The sequence below is a fragment of the Nocardia sp. CA-136227 genome, assembly GCF_050955695.1.
Taxonomy (GTDB): Bacteria; Actinomycetota; Actinomycetes; order Mycobacteriales; family Mycobacteriaceae; genus Nocardia.
In genome coordinates this window covers 2,946,616-2,967,618 of the sequence record NZ_CP192081.1, presented here as the reverse complement: position 1 = coordinate 2,967,618, position 21,003 = coordinate 2,946,616, and the positions used below count along the sequence as shown (strand labels likewise).

Genomic DNA, 21,003 nt, shown 5'->3' with positions numbered 1-21,003 from the left:
ATCAGGGAGTAGAGGTCCCGAACCAGCGGGACAGGGCCGGCTCGAGGTCCTGTTGATTCGATCCCGCCCAGGCGATGTGGCCGTCGGGGCGCAGGAGAATGGCGGGGGCCGGGAGTTGGTCGCTGATGTCGACCACGTGGTCGACCCGGTCGGACCAGCCGGCGATCGAGAGGGCGCCGGTTTGATCGAGGAGAAGACCTCGGGCCTGGTGCATGTGTTCGTAGAGGCGGCCGTTCTTCAAAGCCACGTCGCGTTGGCGGCGGCCGATGAGGTCGTCGGCGGAGCCCAGGTCGTAGCGGATATTGAGGGCGGTGACCTTTTCGATGAGGTAGCGGTGGACGTCCTCGAACTCCATGAGTTCGGTGAGGATGCGGCGGATGGCTTGCTGGCCGGGGTCGAGGGAGGTCAGTTCGCTGGAGGCGCGGGCGGTGGTGAGGACGTCGGCGGCCACGGGGCGGCGTTCGGATTCGTAGGTGTCGAGGAGATCGGCTGGGGCCCAGCCGGTTACGGCGGCGGCCAGTTTCCAGCCGAGGTTCACCGCGTCCTGGACGCCCAGGTTCAAGCCCTGGCCGCCGTTCGGGGGGTGGATGTGGGCGGCGTCGCCCGCGAGGAAGACGCGGTCCACACGGTAGCGGTCGGCGAGGCGGGTGGCATCGCCGAAACGGGACAGCCAGCGCGGGGAGTGCGCGCCGAAGTCGGTGCCCGCCAAGGCGCGAACCTGACGGGTGAGGTCCTCGAGGGTGGGCGGGGTGTCACTGTCCTCGGCGAGGCCGTCGGCGGGAGCGCCGAGGCGGTAGACGCCGTTGCCGAGCGGGACCGCGCCGAAGCGGCGGTGGGTCTTGTGGACCTCCATGACCGTGGCCATCACCTCGTCCTGCGGGGCGGTCAGTTCGACCTCGCCGAGCAGGGTTTCGAAGCGTGCCGGTTCGCCCGGGAAGTCGACGCCCGCCAGTTTGCGGATGGTGGAGCGGCCGCCGTCGGTGCCGGCCAGGTAGCGCGAACGAAGGGTGGAACCGTCGGCCAGTTCGGCCGTCACGCCCGTCGCGTCCTGGGTCAGCCCGGTCACCAGCGCTCCGTAGCGGATCTCCGCGCCGAGCTCGACCGCCCACTCCGCCAGCAGGCGATCGGTGATCGGTTGCGGCAGGCCGAGGACGAACGGGAACGAGCTGTCCAACGTCACTGGCTTCGACGGCACGATCCCGGCGAAGAACGCGCTCGGATCGTGCTGCTTGCCCAGCGCCACGAACCGATCCGCGACCCCGCGCTGATCGAGCACCTCCAGACTGCGCGCGTGCATCCCCATCGCCCGCACCACCTTGGTCGGCTCCGGATCGCGCTCCAGCACCACCACCCCGACCCCGTGCAACCGCAGCTCCGCGGCCAGCATCAACCCCGTCGGCCCGGCCCCGACAATGATCACATCGACCATGAACGCCCTCCTGATTTCCGCAGGTCATCGCCTTACGGTCGACGATTCTGCGGCATACCCGGGGCCTTGCCGCAAGCCCCCCACTGCGATATACGTTGAAGGGGGAGGGAAATTCGGACGCGCTCGGCTACTTCAGGACGAGTCCCGCCGCGATGAACGTCACGATCACCATGACCGCGAACCAGGTGATCAGCTGCCAATGCATGATCGCCGACTTCTGGGCCGCGACCGTCAGGCGCAAGGTGGCGTCCACGCGATTGTGGTCGGCGATGCGGCGACGGGTCTGGGCCAGGTCGTCGGCCTGCTGCTGAGCCGCGATCTCGGCGCGCTCCAGGCGATGGGTCAGGCGCAGCAGCTGTTTGGTCTTGTCGCGGGTGGCCTTGCGAGCCAGCGCCAGCGCGGTGCGCTGATTCGTGAGTTCCTGACGCTGGCGTGCGATGACCGCGGCCTGCGTGCGGGTGTGGCGCTCCCAGTCGGTCACTGTCGCCCATCCTCCCGTGTGTTCGTCGCGGCAGCCGAACGCTATCTCCGCGGCCACCCAGCCCGTCACGAATTCGTCCAGTTCGCACGAGGTTTGGCGCGCCGACACTACACCGCCCGGACCGGCGCTCAGCAACCCGCCGGTCACCCGGTACTCGCGGCCCGCAGCGGCGAAATCGTCGAGACCCAGCGCGGGCAGCTGCGCGGTCCAGAACCCGGGCGGGCAGATCCAGAGGACCTCACCGCACCCGCTGGTCCGCAGCTCGGCCGTGATCAATCGGGCGCGCGTCAATTCCGGTGGCGCACTGGACACCTCGATGGCACAGGTGCGATCACCCTTGCGCCACAACACATCCACGGTGTGCGCGCCGACCATCGTACCCAGGCGCACCTCCTCGGCTCCGGCCGCGAGCAGCTGCCCGCGCAACCAGAACTCCAGCCGTCGTACATCCTGACGGCAGTCCGCACAGTCGGTTTCCCGGCACCGCTCCCCCGTCGCATGACCCTTGCCCGCGGCACGACCCTTACCCGCCGCGGCCGGCGAATCCGTCACCGCCGCCGCGGGATTCACGCGCGAGACCGGTTCGGCCAGAGCCACCGACCGGTCGCGCGGATCATCCGCTCGCCTCATGCTCACAAGATCACCCCAGCCACCACACTCACCGCAGGGGCCGCTTCCGCCTCATCGGAAACCACCAGCCCTAGCTGTCACTTCCAGAGTGCCGCAGCGCATGCACTCACCGGCAGCAAAGCGACCAGATTCGTTACGCAACCGCGAGCCGCGTGTGATCAAGCGCGTCGCGGATCGTAATCGTCGACCGCGATGCCGAGACCGATCTTCGCACCCCGAACATGATCGTGACCAGCCACGCCCCGACCGGTCCGTCCGCGATGCCCCCGGTGATGTCCGGGATGCCCGCTCGCGCCCCCGCCGCTACTCTTTCGAAATGCTCCCGCCGCAGTCCCCGAACCCGCAGCTCAGCGCGCTACACCCGACCCTGAGGGCGGCACGCGCCGCCAACTCGGTGGCGTTCGCGCTGCAGGGGTTCTTCCTGGCCGTCATCCTCACCGAACTTCCGCAGCAGAAGGACAAATTCGGGCTCACCGACGGCCTGATCGTCGCATCGGTCGCGATGATCTCGCTGCTGGCCGGAGCCGGCAGCATCACCGCCGAGCGGATCGCGCTGCGCTGGTCGAGCCGGACCGCGCTGCGGATCGGGCTGGCGCTGGTCGCGGTGGCGGGTGTGGCCATCGCGGCCGCACCCAACAAGATCGCGCTCTTCGTGGCGCTGGCCGTGTACGGCATCGCGCTGGGCATCGTCGACGCCGGAACGAACATGCAGGCGGTGTTCATCCAGCACGGCTACGGCCGATTCGTCCTGGTGTCGTTCTACGCGGCCTGGAGTGCGGGATCGATCGCGGGCGCGCTGCTGGTGTCGGGGTTCGAGGCGCTGGACGTGCCGCTGTCGGCCTCGATCCTGACCGCCGCGGCCGTGGTGGCGGCCGGCTGCGTCGCGGCGGGCCCGCGACTGCTGGGCACCGACGAGGCCGAAGCCGGTCCGGCCGAACACGTCCCGACCAGTTCGGTGCCGGTCCGCGTCTTCTGGATCTTCGGCGCGGTGATCGCGCTCGCCTTCGCCATCGATCTGGCGGTCGGCAACTGGTCCGCGCTGTACCTGAAGGACGAACTGCTGTCCTCCTCCTGGGCCGCCGCGCTGGCGCTGGCCGCCTACCAGGGCGCCTCGCTGATCGGACGCCTCACCGGCGACCTGTGGGTGCGCCGCTTCGGCCCGCGCACGGTGGTGCGGGTGGCCGCCGCCGTCGGCTCGGTGGGCCTGGTGATCGTGGTCGCCGCGCCGGGACCGGCCGTGGCCATCCTCGGATTCCTGGTCGCCGGAATCGGATTGCCGGTGATCGCGCCGCTGTGCTTCAGCGAGGCCGGGCAACTCACCAGCGGGCGGGACCTGGACGCGCTCATCGCACGGCTCAACCTGTTCAACTACGCGGGCACGCTGGTCGGCGGCGCGGTGGTGGGCGTGGTCGCCGACGCCGCGAACATGCGGACCGGATTCACGATTCCGCTCGCCTTCGCGATCCTGCTGATCGGCTTCGCGCGGGTCTTCCACCCGCGCGCCACCACCGCCCCCTCGACCACCGAACCCGCGGCGGAGCCTGCTTGACTGGAATCATGAGCGACGTCGTAGCAATCCGACCGGCGGTCGCGGACGATGCCGACGAGCTCGCCGCCGTGGCCGCCGCGACCTTCCCGCTGGCCTGCCCGCCCGGATCCACGCCGGAGGACATGGCGGCGTTCATCGCGCAGGTGCTGTCGGCGGACCGGTTCCGCGAATACCTCGGCGACGGCGAGCGGTCGGTCCTGAAGGCGGTCCTGCACGGGAAGATCGTCGGCTACGCGCTGCTCAACACGATGCCGCCCGCGGACCCGCACGTCGCCGCCGTCGTCACGCAGCGGCCGGTGACCGAGCTCAGCAAGATGTACGTGCTGCCCGGCCAGCACGGCAACGGAGTGTCCGCGGCCCTGATGCGCGCCGCCCTGGAGACGGCGCGCACCGGCGGCGACATCGCGGTGTGGCTGGGCGTGAACCAGGAGAACGCCCGCGCCCAGCGCTTCTACACCAAACACGGCTTCACCGTGGCGGGCACCAAGACCTTCACCGTCGGCAGCCAACTGCACCACGACTACGTCATGCTGCATCGGTTCTGACACCCGAGCCCAGCTCGAGGCGACGGCCCCGGAACCGCTGCCGCATGCGGCGGTCGTGGGTCACCAGGACCACCGCGCCCGTGTAGCCGTCCAGGGCCTGCTCCAGATCCTCGACCAGGCTCGGGGACAGGTGATTGGTCGGCTCGTCGAGCAGGAGCAGATCCACCGGATCGGTGACCAGACGGGCCAATTCGACGCGGCGACGCTGACCGTAGGACAGCTCACCCAGCCGCAGGCCCAGGTCGGCCGGGCGGAACAGGCCCAGCGCCAGTAGCTCGTCGGCATGCTCGTCCGGATAGCCGGGGCGGCCGGATGCGAACGCCTCCAGCACCGTTCGATCCGCCGGACCCGCCGTGTCCTCCTGTCGCAGGTGCCCGACCCGGCCGCGGACCGTGACCACGCCCGAGTCGGCGGCCAGCTCCCCGGCCAGCAGCCGCAGCAGGGTGGTCTTGCCCGCGCCGTTCGGCCCGGTCACCAGCAGCCGATCGGCCGCACCGATCCCCAGCCCGTCCAGACGCAGACGACCTTGCACCACAACCGAACTCAACTCGGCGACGGGCGGCAGCGGGGCGGCGGGCGCACCCAGGGGGCCGAGGTCCGCGGTGAAGCGGAGCGGATCCGGGGGTGGGGCAATGGGATTCATGGTCAGGCGGGACACCCTTTCCTTGGCGTTGCGGATGCGGGATTGCGCGCCGTGGCCGCGGCTGCGGGTCCGGAAGGGGCCCGCGGCGAAGACGGCCAGCGGGAGCTTGCGCGGGATCGCATCCAGGCGTGCGACATTCGAATCCGCGAGGCGGCGGTTGCGGGACAGTTCGGCCCGCCAGCGGTCGTGCTCCTGTTGCCGGCGGTGGCGTTCGGCGGCCTTGGCGGTGAGGTAGCCGGCGTAGCCGTTGCCGTGGCGGGTGACCGTGCCCGCGTCCACCTCGAGCACGATCCTGGTGATCCGCTCGAGGAAGACACGGTCGTGGGTCACCGCGACCACCGTGCCCGAATGCTCCCGCAGGTGACGTTCCAGCCATTCGACCGCGCTGTCGTCGAGATCGTTGGCGGGCTCGTCGAGCAGCAGCAGTTCCGGCGAGGAGGCCAGGGTGGCCGCCAGCGCCAGACGCCGCCGCTGACCGCCGGACAGCGTGCCCAGCAGGCGGTTTCGATCGAGGTCCGGCAGGCCGAGGCCGTGCAGGGCCGCGTCCACCCGGGCGTCGACGGTGTAGCCGCCGCGCGCCTCGAAGCGGGCCACCAGGTCGGTGTACGCGTCGAGCCGCTTGCCGAGCGGGCCCGGGGCGACGAGAGCGGCTTCGGCCGTGCGCATCCGGGACTCCAGGTCCCGGAAATCGCTGAGCGCCAGGTCGATCGCGTCGGCGACGGTGGCGGTGGGCGGCAGCTCCAGGGTTTGCGCCAGATAGCCGATACCGCCCGCCGCCTGTACGACGACGTCGCCGTTGTCGGGCAGGTCGCGACCGGCGATGAGCCGCAACAGAGTCGACTTCCCGGCCCCGTTGTCGCCGACGACGCCGACCTTCTCCCCGGGCCGGATGGACAGGCTCACCTCGTCGAGCACCACGCGATCGGCGTAGCGCTTGGTGACGCCGGACAGGGTCAGCTGGGATACCGCGGAGGGTTGGAGGGTAAGCACAGGGGTCTCCTGTTCTGGCTCGCACACGAGCCGGATCGTTGGGGAACCCACGCGAAAATCGGTCGCCGACAGGCGAATACCAGCCGCTGACCAGCGGATACGCGTGGGGAGGGAGTCGCGGCGGAGCAGATGCTCAACGCGGCGACGCGATCACAAGAAAAGGAAACCGAAACCCATGAGGACTCGAACGGTAGCGGGGACGCTGCGGGGTCGTCAACCATTTTGATGGGGATCACAGACGGCGAGCGCCGGGCGGGATCACCCGCCCGGCGTTCGACCGTGCTGCTCTCGTGTTGTGAAACGCCTTGTCAGGCCAGCAGTTTCGCCTTCAGCGCGGCGATGTCGCCGTCCGTCAGCTTCAGCCCGTCGCGCACGTAGCCGTCGAAGCTGCCGTAGCTCTCGGTCGCCTGGTCGAAGGCCGAGTCCAGCGCCGAGGCGGTCACGCCGTTGAGCATGTCGCCGTCCTTGGCGCCGCGGTAGTAGTTCGACAGCAGGTAGTCGTAGTAGACCGTGTCCTTGTCCACGCCCAGGAGGGTGAGCAGCACCGCCGAGGTCCAGCCGGTGCGATCCTTGCCGGCGGTGCAGTGGAACAGCACGCCGCCCGGGTTGTAGGCGATGTCGCGCAGCACGTTCGCGAAACCCTCGTTCGCGCCGGGCGCGGTGATGAAGGCGCGGTACAGATCGGTGCCCGCGGACAGGGTCGAGGCCATCACCTGCGGCGGGGCCTGGCCGATGATGTCGTCGTGGTGCTCGGTGGCCCCGGCGGGCACCTTGTCCTGACCCATCAACTGCTCGTAGCTCGTCCGCAGGTCGTGGATGGAGACCACGTTGTCGGCGGTGAGCTTGGCCAGATCGGCGTCGGTGGCCTTGCTCAGTTCGCCGGTGCGGAAGACCAGGCCGGTGCGCACGCTGTGGCCGTCGGCGGTGCGGTAGCCGCCCGCGTCGCGGGCATTGAGCACACCGGTCAGGCCGAGGGCCCGGCTGTCGGTGTTGACCAGCACGCTGCTGGTGGCGGCCGGCGGGTCGGCCGCGAAGGCGGGCGCCACCGAACCGAGGCTCGCGGACAGGGCGATGGTGACCGCCGCGGCGGCCTGAACAGCACGTTTACGCAAGGTGGTACTCCCTTCCGGGGCCGAAAACCGTCTTCGACCCGGTTTTGGCTGACCACCGAAATTTATTACCCGTGCAAACTATGAAGGCCACCGGGGTGGACAAACGCCCGGGATCTCCCCTGGAAACCCCGGGCGGAACCGGATCAGGCGTGCGCCGGAGCCTCGAAACGCGACAGCGCCAGCAGACGTGAGATCGCGCGCAGGTACTTCTTGCGGTAGCCGCCGTCGAGCATCTCCTGGGTGAAGATCTCGTCCAGCTTCGCGCCCGACACCGTCACCGGGATGCCGGCGTCGTAGAGCCGGTCGGCCAGCACCACGATGCGCAGCGCCACGGCCTGATCGGTGACCGGGTGCACGCCCGAGATGTACACCGCCGACACGCCGTCGATCAGCGCGCCGTAGCGCGACGGGTGCAGGGTGCTCAGGTGCTTCAGCAGCTCGTCGTAGTCGTCGAGCGTGGAATCCGGTGTGGCCGCGGCCCGTTCGACCAGCAGCTCCTGCGAGGTCGGCTCCGGGGCGGGCGGCAGATCGCGGTGCCGGTAGTCGGGGCCGTCCACGCGGATCGGCTCGAACAGCGAACCCAGCTTCTTGATCTCGCGCAGGAAGTCCTGCGCCGCGAAACGACCCTCGCCCAGCTGACCCGGCAGGGTGTTGGAGGTCGCCACCACCGAGACGCCGCGCGCGGTCAGCTCGGTCAGCAGCCGCGAGACCAGCATGGTGTCGCCCGGATCGTCGAGCTCGAACTCGTCGATGCACAGCACGCTGTTGGCCGACAGGCGCTCCACCGCGTTGTTGAAGCCCAGCGCGCCAACCAGATTGGTGAGCTCACCGAAGGTGCCGAACGACTTCGGGTTCGGCACGCTGTGGAAGATCGAGGCCAGCAGGTGGGTCTTGCCGACACCGAAGCCGCCGTCGAGATACAGGCCGATGCCCTGCACCGGCTTCTTCTTGCCGAACAGGCTCTTCTTGTCCGCGGCCTTGCGCAGCTTGGTGACCTGATCTGCGAACAGTTCGGCCTTCAGCACCGCCGCGGCCTGCGACGGTTCCTTCGGGTCCGGGATGTAGGAACCGAAGCTCACCTCGTCGAAGGTGGGCGGCGGAACCATCTGGGCCACGAGCTGGTCGGCCGGAACCTCCGGGTGGCTGTCGACGAGGCGTTTCTGCACTGCGTCAGAGTAGATCCGGCCCCGCGTGGGGCTTTACGCAGCATGTGCCGAATGCGATTCAGCTCACAGAACCCATCCGCGCCCGAACCCGGATCGCCTCCCGCGCCCGACCCGGATCGCATCCGATGTCCAACGCGCCCGCACCCGAGGCTGAAACCGAGTGCCCGACCTGGCAGGCTGTAGCGCATGCGCTGGACTCGGGCCGCTCTGCTGGCGTCGACACTGACGGTATTGGTGACCACCGCCTGCGGGGCCGGGCCGTCCAACCGGCCCGCCGTCGCCGTGGAACACCCGCACCAGGCCGGAACCGCCCCCACCACCGCACCCGCCGACGCCACCCCGCCCGGACCCGAGGTGCCCAAGGCGGAATTGCAGTGGAAGGACTGCACCACACCGACGTTCAACCTGCTCTCGCTCGGCACGCCGCCGCAGGGGCTGGTGCTCGAATGCGCCGAGTACACCGCGCAGATCGACATCGCGGGCAATGTGTCGGGCATATTCAAGAACGCGGTGATGCGCGCCCACTACGACCGGACACCCAAGGACGTGGCGCCGCTGCTGCTGACCTCCGGCTCCGACCGGTCCTCCACCTCGACGCTGGCCGGACTCGCGGCCGGGTCCGCCAGCGCGCTGCTGGCCGCGCGACCCATCATCGCGGTGGACCGGCGCGGCATCGGCAGCTCGGTGCCGGTCAGCTGCATGACCGACCCGCAGCGCCGGGTGCTGGCCGACCAGGCCCAATTCACGCGCGGCACAACCGATCCCGTGGACGCCATGGCCACCGCCGGCCGCGAGGCCACCGTGGCCTGCCTGGACTTCCTGGCCCCGGGCCAGGGCCTCTACGACGCGCCGCACTCCGCCGACGACATCGAACAGCTGCGCAAGCAGTTGCAGGTGGACCACATCGCGCTGATGGGCACCGGCACCGGCGCGAACGTGGCGCTGAACTACGCGCGCAAGTACGGATCGCATCTGGGCCGCCTGATCCTCGACTCGCCCCAGGCCGTCGGACTCGACGCCAACGGGCGCGCCGAGCAGAAGGTGAAGGGGCAGGAGGCGGCACTCACCGCCTACGCGCAGCGTTGCGCGTCCCTGAACTGCTCGCTCGGCGCCGATCCGCGCGCGACGGTCGTCGACCTGGCCAACCGGGCCGCCGCCGGGCAGCTGCCCGATCTGTCCGCCTCCGTATTCGTGACCACGCTGAGCGGTTTCCTCGGCGACTCCCGCGCCCAGGGCAACCAGCAGATCACCGAATTCGCCGACGCCCTCACCGCCCTCGGCAAGGGCGACCGCGGCCCGATCACCCCGTTCGTGCTGCGCGCCACCGCCGCGATCGCCAGCGACGGCCAATTCGTCAACCGCTGCACCGACAATCACGAGCCCTCCACCCCCGGCAAGGCCAAGGAACTCGAAACCGCCTGGGCCACCCACTATCCGGTGTTCGGCAAGGTCGCGGCCATCGACCTGATGGCCTGCTCGGCCTGGCCCGCCGCCACCCCGATGGCGCTGCCCGACAAGCTCACGCTCCCGGTCCTGGTCCTCGGCGGCAGCGCCGACCCGGTCACCGGCCAGGACGGGCGGCCCACCGTCACCGGCGCCCTCGGCACCGCCGGAGCCCGCACCGCGACCGTGGTCTGGCAGGGCTGGGGCCACCCGACCTTCGCCCACTCCGGCTGCGCCCAGCAGTCCCTGGCCGACTATCTGAAGGAGGGCAAGCTCCCCGCTGACGGCACCGCCTGCCCCGCCTAGCGCGCGCATCGGCGTTTCGTATGCCAACGTGACAACTGATCTCGCATGGATCGGGGTAACTCCCCGGGTACGGCCAGAATCGGCTCGGCTCCCGACCGCCGGCACGGATGCGAGACGGCCGACGGCACCCAAGCCGCCCGCTGGAAATTCGGGGAGGCGGGGGAGTCGGCGCATGTGTGACGGGGCGTTTCGGTGTACCGTGCCCGAGTGTTCCTTCGCCAGCTCGAGCCCCGCACCGCTCGCACCACATCCGAAGTACTGAACTTCGCCCTGTGGCCGTTCGCGATACTCACGGTGCTGAACCGGGTGTTCATCAAGGCTGTCAACGGGTTCATCACCGACGACTTCCGTCCGGTGTACAACGCCTCGCTGGCGTTCCTCAACCATCACGCCATCTACGGCGAGAACTACGACACCACCGACCCCCACTACCTGTACCCGCCGAGCGGGACGCTGCTGATCTCGCCGCTGGCCATCCTGGACCCGGAGAAGTCGCGGTGGGGGTTCATCCTGGTCAACGCGATCGCCATCCTGCTGGCCTGGTATCTGCTGCTCAAGCTGTTCGACTACTCGCTGAAGTCGGTGGCCGCGCCTGCGCTGCTGCTGGGCATGTTCGCCTCCGAGACGGTCACGAACACGCTGGTGTTCACCAACATCAACGGCTGCCTGTTCCTGTCGATGATGGTGTTCATCCACCTGATCCTGAAGCGCAAGGACCTGTGGGCGGGCGTGGCGCTCGGCCTGGCGATCGCGGTCAAGGGGCCATTGCTGGCGCCACTGCTGCTGATCGCGCTGGCCCGCGGGCAGTGGAAGGTGTTCATCACCGCGCTCGGAATCCCCGTGGTGCTCAACCTGATCGCCTGGCCGCTGATCGTGGACTTCGACCAGTTCTGGTCGCACACGCTGCCCTACCTGACCGAGTCGCGCGACTACTTCAACAGCGCGATCGTCGGCAACGGCGCCTACTACGGCGTCGCCGACTGGCTCGTCTGGGTCATCCGGATCACCATGGCCACCATCGTGGCGCTCACCCTGTGGCTGCTGTACCGCTACTACCGCGAGGACGAGGTGTTCTTCGTGTGCACCTCGGCGGGCATCATGATCACCGCGACCCTGCTGCTCGGCTCGCTGGGCCAGATGTACTACTCGATGTACCTGTTCCCGCTGCTGATGACCGTGGTGCGCCCCAACTCGGTGATGCGCAACTGGCCCGCGTGGGCTGCGGTGTTCGGATTCATGACCTACGACAAGTGGCTCTCGGACCGCTGGCAGCACCCCGGCCGCGTGGTCGAGTACCTGCGCACCACCTTCGGCTGGAGCCTGCTGCTCATCGTCGCGTTCTGCGTCCTTGGTGACCGCTACCTGGCCGCCAAGCGCGAGGGCCGGCTGCGGGTCGGCAAGTCCCTGGACCCGGCCTGGATGCACCCCGAATGGGCCGCCACCGAACCGGAACCGGTCGTCGTGCCCCGGACCAAGGCGGGCGCGGCGTACTAGCGTGGAGCCATGAGTTCCGACGCCGAACCCACCCCGACCGCACTGCCGGTCCCGCGCATCCAGCTCACCCCGCAGGAATGGCGCACCAAACTGACCCCCGATGAATACCGCGTCCTGCGCGAAGCGGGCACCGAGCGGGCGTTCACGGGCGAATACACCGACACCGAGACCGAGGGCGTCTACTCCTGCCGGGCCTGCGGGGCCGAATTGTTCCGCAGCGCCGAGAAATTCCATTCGCACTGCGGCTGGCCGTCGTTCTTCGACCCGGCCGAGTCGGACGCGGTGGTGCTGGTGGAGGACAACTCCCTGGGCATGCGACGCGTCGAGGTGCTGTGCGCCAACTGCCACGGTCACCTGGGGCACGTGTTCGAGGGCGAGGGTTACCCCACGCCCACGGACAAGCGCTACTGCATCAACTCCCTCTCACTGCGACTGCAGCCCACGGAGCACTCCACCAGCTGAGCTCACCGAGAGACGGCGAGACCGCGCTCGGCCTTGGCCGCTTCCCGCGCCAGGATGCGGGATCGCTGCTCCTCGAATCGGATGACGTCCTTCTCGAGGTTCTCCATGTACAGGCCCAGTTCCTCCCGGGCCTTCTCGCCGCGCGCGGTGAAGTCGTCGCGCTCGAAGATCTTCCAGATCTTCAGCACCGGCCACAGGACCTCGTCGAGGTGCTGCCGCAAATCGTAGATGCCGTGCTTGACCATGAGGACGCCGTTGCGACGCCAGTTCGGCATGCCGTGGCCCGGCATCGCGAAGTTCATCACCACCGAATTGATGCACTCGATGGCCTGGTCCGGGGCGAGGTCGATCGCGGCGCCGGCGACATTGCGGTAGAAGATCATGTGCAGGTTCTCGTCCGCGGCGATGCGGGCGAGCAGGCGGTCGCACACCGGGTCCTCACACACGCGGCCGGTGCTGCGGTGGCTGACGCGGGTGGCGAGCTCCTGGAAGGTGACATAGGCGACCTGGTCCATCACCCCGCCGAAACCCTCGGGCGCGTGCACGCCGCGGGTCATGTGCACCATGCGGTCGTGCTCGAGCGCCACCGGATCGACCGCGCGGGTGACGACCAGGTAGTCGCGCATGGCGATGCCGTGCCGGTTCTCCTCGGCCGTCCAGCGGCCCACCCAGGTGCCCCAGGCGCCGTCCATCGAGAAGTTCTCGGCGATGGTGCGGTGGTAGGACGGCAGATTGTCCTCGGTGAGCAGATTGGTGATCATCGCGACCTTGGCGACCTCCGAGAGCCTGGATTGCCCGGGCTCCCAATCGGTTCCGCCCATCGCGGCGAAGTTGTAGCCCTCGTCCCACGGAATGTAATCGTGCGGATTCCACTCCTTGGCGGTGGCGAGGTGCCGATCGATATTCTGGCCGACGACCGGTTCCAATTCGGTCAGCAGCTCGAGTTGCGTCAATTCTTTCGCCATGCAGAGCCCTCCGATGTCGGTAGAGACAAACTTGCAGACCAATCGATCGCGCTCACAGTAGTCTGTCGGGCTCCGAGGCCGATCGCGGTATCGGCGAGTCCGGTCGCCATTCGTTTCCGGACGAGTCCGCTATATCCGAGTTGTACAGGTATATCGGATCTTTCCTGGCCCAGCGCTGCCGCGAATGAGTCCACCCATACAGGCTAACGATCGGCAACTGACAGATGTGGCTTCTCGAACCCGGCCAGTCGCGGGGAGATTGGGATACGGGGAGCACATGTTCGGGGGCGAAGGACAACCCGCGCCCGCAAACAAGCGCTACCGCGTCGACTCGACACGCGCGGGCCACACCCCTCGGGCAGCGCAGGCGGATCGGGTCACACGAACGCTATGGGGTAGAACGATGTCCCGCATGCCCCGAATTCTGCGGGCAGGCAGCGGGTTACCGGGGCGGCAATGACCGCCGCGGCAACCCGCCGAACACGTCAGGGCAGCGCGTTGATCAGCTGCTCGAGCTCCACACGCGGACCGGTGAAGAACGGAATCTCCTCGCGCACATGCCGGCGCGCCTCGGTGGCGCGCAGATCGCGCATCAGATCCACGATGCGGTGCAGCTCCGGGGCCTCGAAGGCGAGAATCCACTCGTAGTCGCCCAGCGCGAAGGACGCGACCGTGTTGGCGCGCACGTCCGGGTAGTCGCGGGCGGCCTTGCCGTGATCGGCGAGCATCTTGCGACGCTCCTCGTCGGGCAGCAGGTACCAGTCGTAGGAGCGCACGAACGGGTACACGCAGATGTAGTTGCCCGCCTCCTCGCCCGCCAGGAACGCGGGGATGTGGGACTTGTTGAACTCGGCCGGGCGGTGCAGGGCGGCCTGGCTCCACACCGGGTTCGAGATCTGGCCCAGCTCGGTGACGCGGCGGAAATCGGCGTACGCGGCCTGCAGATCCTCGATCTTCTCCGCGTGCCACCAGATCATGAAGTCGGCGTCGGCGCGCAGACCCGCGACGTCATAGATGCCGCGCACCACGACACCGCGCTCCTCGAGCGACTCGAAGAAGGCCTTGGCCTCCTTGATCGCCGCCGCCCGGTTCTCACCGAGCTCGCCGGGCTCCACCTGGAACACCGAGAACATCAGGTAGCGGATGGTGTCGTTGAGGGCCTTGAAGTCGAGTCGCGCCATGGCCCCCATCGTGCCACTGCGCCCCCGACCGCCCGGAATCGGGCAGGACGGACAGCGGATTCAGCGGGCGGTGGCCGCCCACGAGGCGATGATGCGGCGCAGGCCGTCGTGGAAGACGGCGTCGCTGGTGAGCAATTCGGTGACCGTGTCCAGATGGGTTGCCATGATCGGGAATTCATCAGGATCCAGGGCGGCCAGGCGGCCCCGAGTGGCGAGCTGGGTGGGTTTGCGGTCGCGGAACTCGACCAGGCTCGCGCAGCCCAGCGTGTAGAGATTGCACTCGCGGTAGGCGAAGAACGCCTGCTCCGGGGTCAGGCCGAGCGAGATGTTGTCGGCCAGTTGCGGTTCGGTGAGCCGGGCCAGGATGCGGCGGCCCACCCACGGGCGCGGGCCGCGCAGCATGACCAGGCCCGGATAGGCGGTCAGCAGGTCGTACCAGGCCGAGAAACGGCTCTCGGTGGACGCCGACCAGTCGCCGGAGCCGGGCGGGACCTCGGGTAGGTCCAGGGCCAGGACGTCCGCCACGAGTTCGACCAGGCCGTTGAAATCGCCGCCGCCGCGGCGCACCACGGTGGTGTGCGAGACCCGCAGATGCGCGGCGATGGTGCGGAAACTCAGCTCGCTCGCGCCGCGGGATTCGATGATCTCCAACCCCGCGCGGGCGATCGCCTCGGGAGTCGCCTCGGCGAGCGACTGGGAGTTCCTGGGCATATATCCATCGTAAGTTACAGTGTAATTATGGGGTCGATCGGCCCGGGGTTTCCCGCAGGCCATGCGTGCGGAACGACGCGCCCGACCGGAAATCTGACCAGATCGAGCGAAAAGAGCGCACGTGCAGTTGACCCATGCCGACGTGACAGCCGCGGCCGAACGGATCGCCGGGCACACCCGGCCCGTCGTCCTCACCCGCGCCGACACCGAGACGGCGCCGGTGGCCGGGGATGTGTGGCTGGCGCTCGAGCACACGCAGTACACCGGCAGTTTCAAGGCGCGGGGGGCCGCGAATTTCGTGCTGGCGCACCAGGAACAGGGGCGGCTGCCGAAGGTCGGGATCACCCTGGCCTCCGGCGGGAACGCGGGCGCGGCGGGGGCGTGGGCGGCGCGACTGGTGGACTCGACCGCCACGGTCTTCCTGCCCGATGCCACCCCGGCCGTCAAACTGACCCGGCTCCAGAAGCTCGGCGCGCAGGTGCTGTGCGGCAACGGCGGCTACGCCGAGGCAGCCGCCGAATGCGAGCGGTTCGCGGCGGTCAGCGGGGCGTTGCGCTCCCACGCCTACGACGACCCGTACATCGCGGCGGGCGCGGGAACCCTGCTGGAGGAGATCGTCGCCCGGATACCGGACCTCGACACCGTGCTGGTCGCGGTCGGCGGGGGCGGGCTGCTCGCCGGAATCACGGTGTCCGCCAACCACCACGGCGTGCGGGTGGTCGCCGTCGAACCCGAGAACTGCCGCGCCTTCAATGCCGCCCTCGCCGCCGGGGCACCCGTCGACGTCGACATCGACTCCATCGCCGCGGATTCCCTGGGCGCGCGCCGCGTCACCCCCATGTCCCTCTCCGCCGCCGCCGAAGGCGATGTCCAGTCGGTCCTCGTCACCGACAAGCAGATCGCTTCCGCCCGCCAAACCCTGTGGGACACACGGCGACTCGCCGTCGAACACGGTGCGGCAACCGCCCTCGCGGCCCTGCTCTCGGGCGCCTACGCCCCCTCCCCCGGTGAGCGCGTGGCAGTCATCGTGTGCGGCGCGAACACCGACCCGTCAGACCTCGTCGCGCGGTAATCGCGTCAGGTCAGGTGGGCGGCGATGCGGGCGGCCGCCTTGCTGCCGCTGGCGGCGCAGGCGGGGACGCCGACACCGTCGAGGTACGCGCCCGCCAGGGCCAGGCCGTGGAGATCTGTTGTGGTGGAACGCAGGTCGAGGATGCGGGTGACGTGGCCGGGGGCATACTGCGGGAGGCCGCCGGGCCAGCGTTGGACGACCGCGTGCAGGGGACGGATGTCGGCGCCGGTGACGGTGGTGAGGTCCTCGACGGCGGCGGTGGTGAGGCCGGCGTCGGACCAGGACTGGGTCGAGTCGTCACCGAAACGGCCGAAGGAGGCGCGGACCAGAGCCACGTCGCGGGTGGCGAGGTGCGGCCACTTGCGGCTGGAGAGGGTGAAGGCCTTGGCGCGCAGGGGTTCACCGGTGGCGACGAGGATGCCGGAGTTGTCGGGCAGGGCGGTGTCGGCGGGGAGGGTGAGGGCGACCACGGCCGAGGAGGCAAGTTCGATGCCGGCGGCCAGGTCGGCGGCGTCGGGGGCCACCTCGCGCAGCAGGCGCGCGGTGACGGGGGCGGGGGTCGCGAGCACGACCGCGTCCACCTCGCCGATCGGGTCCAGCTGCCAGCCGGTCGCGGTGCGGGTGAGACGGGTTGCGGCGGTGCCGGTTTCGGACTTCACGTCGGCGGCGGCGCGCAGGGCGTCGAGCAGGACGCGGTAGCCGTCGCGGATGCCGCCGAACACCGGGGCCGTGCTCGGGGGCGGGAGGGCCGCGGAGACGGCCTGGGTCAGGCTGCTCGCGCCTCGATCCAGGGCCGCGGCCAGGGTCGGCAGCGCGGCGCGCACGCCGATCGAATTCGCCAGGCCCGCATAGACTCCGCCGAGCAGCGGGTCGACGCTGCGGCGCACCACCTGCTCACCGAAACGGTCACCGACCAGGTCACCCACCGAGACATCCGCACCCGACTTCCAGCGCAGCGGCCGCGCGGGCTCCGCCTCGACCTGGGCCAGGGTGTCCGCATCCACCAGTCCCGCAACCGATTCCGGTCCGGCGGGGATGCCCATCAGGGTGCGTTCGGGCAGGCGATGCCCGCGCCCCTCCGACCACACCAAAGGCCGCTTTCCAGCCGGGAACACGAGCTGATCCTCGATCCCCAATTCCCGCATCAATTCCGGGATCTCGGGCCGCCGTCCCACGAACGCCTCGGCCCCCAGATCCACCGGATCACCGTCGATGTCGACGGTCCGCAGAATTCCCCCGACACGGTCGCGCTCCTCGACGAGCACCAGCTCCACCGACTCCCCCAGGGCCTGCCGCAGCCGGTACGCGGCCACCAGCCCGCTGATCCCGCCACCGACCACCGCGACCCGCATCGACCACTCCTCGTCCGCTCGTCACCGCCGCGAACGCACAGCCCGCGGCGCGCGACCCGCACCTCGACGTCGAGCCGCTCCGCAGCTCAACCTACTCCCGGCGTTCGGACGCGTCAGTAGCCGGTGTCCCGCTGACAGCAGCCGGTTCGCACGGGACCCAGGACACGGGAGGTGCCGGGAATCGAACCCGGCATCTCCCCGTCACCTGGAGGTTTGCGCGTCAGAGCGGGGTGGGGAGGCTGTGGATCAGGGCGACGGTGTCGGTGATGACCGACGGGTCGGTGTTGGGCAGGACGCCGTGGCCGAGGTTGAAGATGTGACCCTTCGCACCGAGGGTGATCGCCTCGTCGGCCTCACGGGCGATGCGGCGGACCTCGGCGTCGATGGCAGCCGGTCCGGAGAACAGGACGGCGGGATCCAGATTGCCCTGCAACGCTTTTCCGGGGCCGACGCGGCGGGCGGCCTCATTGAGCGGGATCCGCCAGTCGACGCCGACGACATCCGCGCCCGCTTCGCCCATGGCGCCCAGCAGTTCTCCGGTGCCGACACCGAAGTGGATGCGCGGCACGCCGGCGTCGGCGATCTCGGCGAAGACCCGTTCCGAGTGCGGCATAACGTATTCGCGGTACTGGGCCAGCGACAGCGCGCCCGCCCACGAGTCGAACAGCTGCACCGCGTCCACGCCCGCGGCGATCTGCGCGCGCAGGAACTCGATGGTGATGTCGGTGAGCACGCCCAGCAGCTGGTGCCAGGTCTCGGGGTCGGCGAGCATCATCGCCTTGGTGCGCTCGTGGTTCTTGCTGGGCCCGCCCTCGACCAGGTACGACGCCAAAGTGAACGGGGCACCGGCGAATCCGATGAGCGGGGTCTCGCCCAGGGCGTCGAGCAGCAGCTTCACGCCCGCGGTGACCGCGCCCACGTCCTCGGGGCGCAGCCGCGGCAGGGCGCGCACGTCGGCGACGGTGCGCACGGGGTTGGCCACGACCGGGCCGACACCGGCCACGATGTCGAGGTCGATGCCCGCGGCCTTGAGCGGAACCACGATGTCGGAGAACAGGATTGCCGCGTCGACGTCATGGCGGCGGACCGGCTGCATGGTGATCTCGCACACCAGTTCCGGGTCGAAACACGATTCCAGCATGCCGATTCCGGCACGCACCTCGCGGTACTCGGGAAGGGACCGACCGGCCTGTCGCATGAACCACACCGGACGCCGATGCGGCACGCCACCGGTGGCGGCGGCGAGGAACGGGGCATCGGTCAGCTGGCGGCGGGCGTGAGTAGTCATCGCCGCCCATCGTAAAGGGGCGCGGCGGCGCGCCTCGCACTGCTGGGTACCCGAGAGGTCTACGGTTGCGTCTCGTGACACCGCTCGACTTCCGCGACGGCGCTGCCCCGACCCCGGAGCCCGAAGAACCAGCCCGGTTCCGCGCCGCGGTCGAGGCCATGGGAACCGCATCAGTGCATCCCCGCATCGAACTCGCACCGATCCGCCCGCCCCAACGCCTGGCGCCGTACTCCTACGCCCTCGGGGCGGAAGTCACGCGCCCCGACAGCAATGTGGTGCCCGTCGACTCCGACGGGGACGCGTTCGGCCGCCTGATCCTGCTGCACGACCCGGCCGGGCAGGACGCCTGGCACGGCGTGTTCCGCTTGGTCGCGTACTGCCAGGCCGACATCGACTCCGCGCTCGCCGCGGACCCGCTGCTGCCCGAGGTGGCGTGGAGCTGGCTGGTCGACGCGCTCGACTCGCGCACCCCGTTCACCGCCCTGGGCGGCACGGTGACCGCCACCAGCTCGGTCCGCTACGGCGACATCGCCGGGCCGCCGCGCGCCCACCAGCTCGAGGTACGGGCCTCCTGGACCGTCACCGACACCAACCTGCGCCCCCACGTGGAGGCGTTCTGCGAGGTGCTGGCGTACGCGGCCGGGCTGCCGCCCGCCGGGGTCACCCGGCTGGACGTGCGCCGGGGCGAGGGCACCGAGTAAATTGCGGCCCCGGTCGCGCCCACCGATGGCCGAATTCCCGCCCGTCCGGGCGGGAAACCCCCTCTTGCCTGCGAGAACATCTGTACTGCAACGAAATCGACAGCCGGTGAGTACGATTCCCCATGGCCCGACGCAGTGTCACGGCCGGTCGTTTCACCGACGTGACGCGGCTCGCGCTTGCCCAACCCGTAGAGTTCAAGACCATGTCCGTACCAGATGAACCCGAAGCCACTGCCGCGGTACCGTTGCTCGCGCCAGTGGACGGTGTACCGCCGGTACTGGACTCTGCCTCCGAAGTGGCCGCGGCCGCCCGCCGCCTCGCCGCCGGCACCGGCCCGCTCGCGGTCGACGCCGAGCGCGCCTCCGGCTTCCGCTACTCCAATCGCGCCTACCTGATCCAGCTGCGCCGCGAGGGCGCCGGCAGCTTCCTCATCGACCCCATCCCGGTCGACGGCGACCTGGCCCCGCTCGCCGACGCCATCAACGGCCTGGAATGGGTGCTGCACTCCGCCGACCAGGACCTGCCCGGGCTCGCCGAGCTGGGGCTGTACCCGGCCGAACTGTTCGACACCGAGCTGGGCGGACGCCTGGCCGGATACGAGCGGGTCGGGCTGGCCGCCATGGTCGAGAAGCTGCTGGGCCGCGAACTGAAGAAGGGCCACGGCGCGGCCGACTGGTCCACCCGCCCGCTGCCCGACGACTGGCTGAACTACGCCGCCCTCGACGTCGAGCTACTCCTCGAACTGCGCGCCGCCGTCGCCGCCGACCTGTCCGACCAGGGCAAATCCGAGTGGGCCGCACAGGAATTCGAGCACGTCCGCACCGCCGAGCCCTCCGGCCCCAAGGCCGACCGCTGGCGGCGCACCTCCGGCATCCACACCCTGCGCCGCACCCGCCAGCTCGCCATCGTCCGCGAACTATGGACGACCCGCGACCGCCTGGCCCGCCTGCGCGATGTGGCCCCGGCCCGTATCCTCCCCGACTCGGCCATCGTCTCCGCCGCCACCAGCGAGCCCAAGACCATCGCCGCCCTGCGCGCCCTGCCGATCTTCGGCGGCCCCCGCCAGCGCCGCTACTCCCGCGAATGGCTCGGCGCCGTCGAACGGGCCCGCGCCCTCCCCGACACCGAGCTCCCCCCGCTCACCCAGCCCTTCGACGGCCCGCCCCCGGTCAACCGCTGGGAACGCCGCGACCCGGCCGCCGCCGCCCGCCTGCAGCGCGCCCGCGCCGCCATGACCGAACTCTCCACCGAGGTCGCGGTGCCCGTCGAGAACCTCCTCACCCCCGACCTGCTCCGCCGCATGTGCTGGGACGGCCTGCCCAAGTCGGTCACCAACGGCGGGGCGCCGACCCTCATCGAGGACTTCCTCTCCACCGGCGGCGCCCGCCCCTGGCAGCGCGCGCTGACCGTGCCGCGCCTCAGCGAAGCCCTCTACCCGAAGGCGTAGCGGCAGCCTCGGCCGAGCCGATCGGCTGCCCCCGG

At 69.9% G+C, this 21,003-nt stretch carries 18 protein-coding genes; 8 read left to right on the top strand and 10 right to left on the bottom strand.

Going from position 1 to position 21,003, the window contains the following annotated elements:
* Position 1: 1 nt before the first annotated feature.
* On the bottom strand, positions 2-1,429 hold the full coding sequence (rox, locus tag ACQP06_RS13505; protein WP_433672527.1) for a rifampin monooxygenase: 1,428 nt from the start codon (positions 1,427-1,429) through the stop codon (positions 2-4).
* A 127-nt stretch (positions 1,430-1,556) separates the two neighbouring features.
* A complete protein-coding gene (locus tag ACQP06_RS13500) occupies positions 1,557-2,540 on the bottom strand; it encodes a hypothetical protein (protein ID WP_433672526.1) in 984 nt (327 codons plus the stop codon).
* A gap of 316 nt (positions 2,541-2,856) precedes the next feature.
* Here ACQP06_RS13500 and ACQP06_RS13495 point away from each other — a divergent pair, with 316 nt between their 5' ends.
* Positions 2,857-4,089 carry an MFS transporter gene (locus ACQP06_RS13495; protein ID WP_433672525.1) on the top strand — a complete coding sequence of 411 codons (1,233 nt, stop codon included), beginning with the start codon at positions 2,857-2,859 and terminating at the stop codon, positions 4,087-4,089.
* 8 nt (positions 4,090-4,097) lie between these two features.
* The gene (locus ACQP06_RS13490) at positions 4,098-4,634 is read left to right on the top strand and encodes a GNAT family N-acetyltransferase (RefSeq protein ID WP_433672524.1); all 537 of its coding nucleotides are present in this window, start codon (positions 4,098-4,100) and stop codon (positions 4,632-4,634) included.
* Here ACQP06_RS13490 and ACQP06_RS13485 read toward each other — a convergent pair.
* The 3 genes from ACQP06_RS13485 to zapE all read right to left on the bottom strand — a co-directional run bounded on the left by ACQP06_RS13485 (position 4,615) and on the right by zapE (position 8,545).
* Positions 4,615-6,234 (bottom strand): TlrC/CarA/OleB/SrmB family ABC-F type ribosomal protection protein, encoded by a 1,620-nt coding sequence (locus tag ACQP06_RS13485; RefSeq protein WP_433673314.1) that lies wholly within the window; start codon positions 6,232-6,234, stop codon positions 4,615-4,617. The two genes, ACQP06_RS13490 and ACQP06_RS13485, sit on opposite strands and share 20 nt — an antisense overlap.
* A 341-nt stretch (positions 6,235-6,575) precedes the next feature.
* On the bottom strand, positions 6,576-7,379 hold the full coding sequence (locus ACQP06_RS13480; protein WP_433672523.1) for a tyrosine-protein phosphatase: 804 nt from the start codon (positions 7,377-7,379) through the stop codon (positions 6,576-6,578).
* A gap of 143 nt (positions 7,380-7,522) precedes the next feature.
* Positions 7,523-8,545: a cell division protein ZapE gene (gene zapE / locus ACQP06_RS13475; RefSeq protein WP_433672522.1), complete on the bottom strand. Its 1,023-nt coding sequence runs from the start codon at positions 8,543-8,545 to the stop codon at positions 7,523-7,525.
* Positions 8,546-8,731: 186 nt separating this feature from the next.
* On the opposite strand from zapE, the gene ACQP06_RS13470 reads away from it, so the two are divergent.
* From ACQP06_RS13470 to msrB, 3 genes are all read left to right on the top strand, one after another.
* Positions 8,732-10,294: an alpha/beta hydrolase gene (locus ACQP06_RS13470; protein WP_433672521.1), complete on the top strand. Its 1,563-nt coding sequence runs from the start codon at positions 8,732-8,734 to the stop codon at positions 10,292-10,294.
* 207 nt (positions 10,295-10,501) lie between these two features.
* Positions 10,502-11,788, top strand: a complete 1,287-nt coding sequence (locus tag ACQP06_RS13465) for a glycosyltransferase family 87 protein (protein ID WP_433672520.1) — start codon at positions 10,502-10,504, stop codon at positions 11,786-11,788.
* 9 nt (positions 11,789-11,797) lie between these two features.
* Positions 11,798-12,250, top strand: coding sequence for a peptide-methionine (R)-S-oxide reductase MsrB (msrB, locus tag ACQP06_RS13460; protein ID WP_433672519.1), 453 nt, complete (start codon positions 11,798-11,800; stop codon positions 12,248-12,250).
* A 2-nt stretch (positions 12,251-12,252) separates the two neighbouring features.
* On the opposite strand, the gene ACQP06_RS13455 is transcribed toward msrB, so the two are convergent.
* The 3 genes from ACQP06_RS13455 to ACQP06_RS13445 all read right to left on the bottom strand — a co-directional run bounded on the left by ACQP06_RS13455 (position 12,253) and on the right by ACQP06_RS13445 (position 15,107).
* Positions 12,253-13,215, bottom strand: coding sequence for an acyl-ACP desaturase (locus ACQP06_RS13455; RefSeq protein ID WP_433672518.1), 963 nt, complete (start codon positions 13,213-13,215; stop codon positions 12,253-12,255).
* Positions 13,216-13,700: 485 nt separating this feature from the next.
* On the bottom strand, positions 13,701-14,396 hold the full coding sequence (gene hemQ / locus ACQP06_RS13450) for a hydrogen peroxide-dependent heme synthase (protein WP_357093786.1): 696 nt from the start codon (positions 14,394-14,396) through the stop codon (positions 13,701-13,703).
* Between the two features lie 60 nt (positions 14,397-14,456).
* Entirely contained in the window at positions 14,457-15,107 is a 651-nt protein-coding gene (locus tag ACQP06_RS13445; protein ID WP_433672517.1) for a TetR/AcrR family transcriptional regulator C-terminal domain-containing protein, read from the bottom strand.
* A 121-nt stretch (positions 15,108-15,228) separates the two neighbouring features.
* Here ACQP06_RS13445 and ACQP06_RS13440 point away from each other — a divergent pair, with 121 nt between their 5' ends.
* Complete coding sequence (locus ACQP06_RS13440; RefSeq protein ID WP_433672516.1) at positions 15,229-16,179, top strand: serine/threonine dehydratase; 951 nt, start codon at positions 15,229-15,231, stop codon at positions 16,177-16,179.
* A 5-nt stretch (positions 16,180-16,184) separates the two neighbouring features.
* Here the strand turns inward: ACQP06_RS13440 and ACQP06_RS13435 are convergent, their stop codons facing one another.
* Entirely contained in the window at positions 16,185-17,531 is a 1,347-nt protein-coding gene (locus tag ACQP06_RS13435) for a protoporphyrinogen oxidase (protein ID WP_433672515.1), read from the bottom strand.
* Positions 17,532-17,751: 220 nt separating this feature from the next.
* Positions 17,752-18,819 (bottom strand): uroporphyrinogen decarboxylase, encoded by a 1,068-nt coding sequence (hemE, locus tag ACQP06_RS13430; RefSeq protein ID WP_433672514.1) that lies wholly within the window; start codon positions 18,817-18,819, stop codon positions 17,752-17,754.
* 74 nt (positions 18,820-18,893) lie between these two features.
* Between hemE and ACQP06_RS13425 the strand changes: the two genes are divergently transcribed.
* Together ACQP06_RS13425 and ACQP06_RS13420 are read left to right on the top strand one after the other, a co-directional pair.
* Positions 18,894-19,520, top strand: coding sequence for a DUF3000 domain-containing protein (locus ACQP06_RS13425; protein ID WP_357093771.1), 627 nt, complete (start codon positions 18,894-18,896; stop codon positions 19,518-19,520).
* A 203-nt stretch (positions 19,521-19,723) separates the two neighbouring features.
* Positions 19,724-20,968 (top strand): HRDC domain-containing protein, encoded by a 1,245-nt coding sequence (locus ACQP06_RS13420; protein ID WP_433672513.1) that lies wholly within the window; start codon positions 19,724-19,726, stop codon positions 20,966-20,968.
* Positions 20,969-21,003 lie beyond the last annotated feature (35 nt).

Bases quoted from the DNA above. Each gene is read 5' to 3' on its own strand.
- rox (WP_433672527.1), bottom strand. From the start codon at position 1,429: ATGGTCGATGTGATCATTGTCGGGGCCGGGCCGACGGGGTTGATGCTG.
- ACQP06_RS13500 (WP_433672526.1), bottom strand. From the start codon at position 2,540: ATGAGGCGAGCGGATGATCCGCGCGACCGGTCGGTGGCTCTGGCCGAA.
- ACQP06_RS13495 (WP_433672525.1), top strand. From the start codon at position 2,857: ATGCTCCCGCCGCAGTCCCCGAACCCGCAGCTCAGCGCGCTACACCCG.
- ACQP06_RS13490 (WP_433672524.1), top strand. From the start codon at position 4,098: ATGAGCGACGTCGTAGCAATCCGACCGGCGGTCGCGGACGATGCCGAC.
- ACQP06_RS13470 (WP_433672521.1), top strand. From the start codon at position 8,732: ATGCGCTGGACTCGGGCCGCTCTGCTGGCGTCGACACTGACGGTATTG.
- msrB (WP_433672519.1), top strand. From the start codon at position 11,798: ATGAGTTCCGACGCCGAACCCACCCCGACCGCACTGCCGGTCCCGCGC.
- ACQP06_RS13455 (WP_433672518.1), bottom strand. From the start codon at position 13,215: ATGGCGAAAGAATTGACGCAACTCGAGCTGCTGACCGAATTGGAACCG.
- hemQ (WP_357093786.1), bottom strand. From the start codon at position 14,396: ATGGCGCGACTCGACTTCAAGGCCCTCAACGACACCATCCGCTACCTG.
- ACQP06_RS13445 (WP_433672517.1), bottom strand. From the start codon at position 15,107: ATGCCCAGGAACTCCCAGTCGCTCGCCGAGGCGACTCCCGAGGCGATC.
- ACQP06_RS13435 (WP_433672515.1), bottom strand. From the start codon at position 17,531: ATGCGGGTCGCGGTGGTCGGTGGCGGGATCAGCGGGCTGGTGGCCGCG.
- hemE (WP_433672514.1), bottom strand. From the start codon at position 18,819: ATGACTACTCACGCCCGCCGCCAGCTGACCGATGCCCCGTTCCTCGCC.
- ACQP06_RS13420 (WP_433672513.1), top strand. From the start codon at position 19,724: ATGTCCGTACCAGATGAACCCGAAGCCACTGCCGCGGTACCGTTGCTC.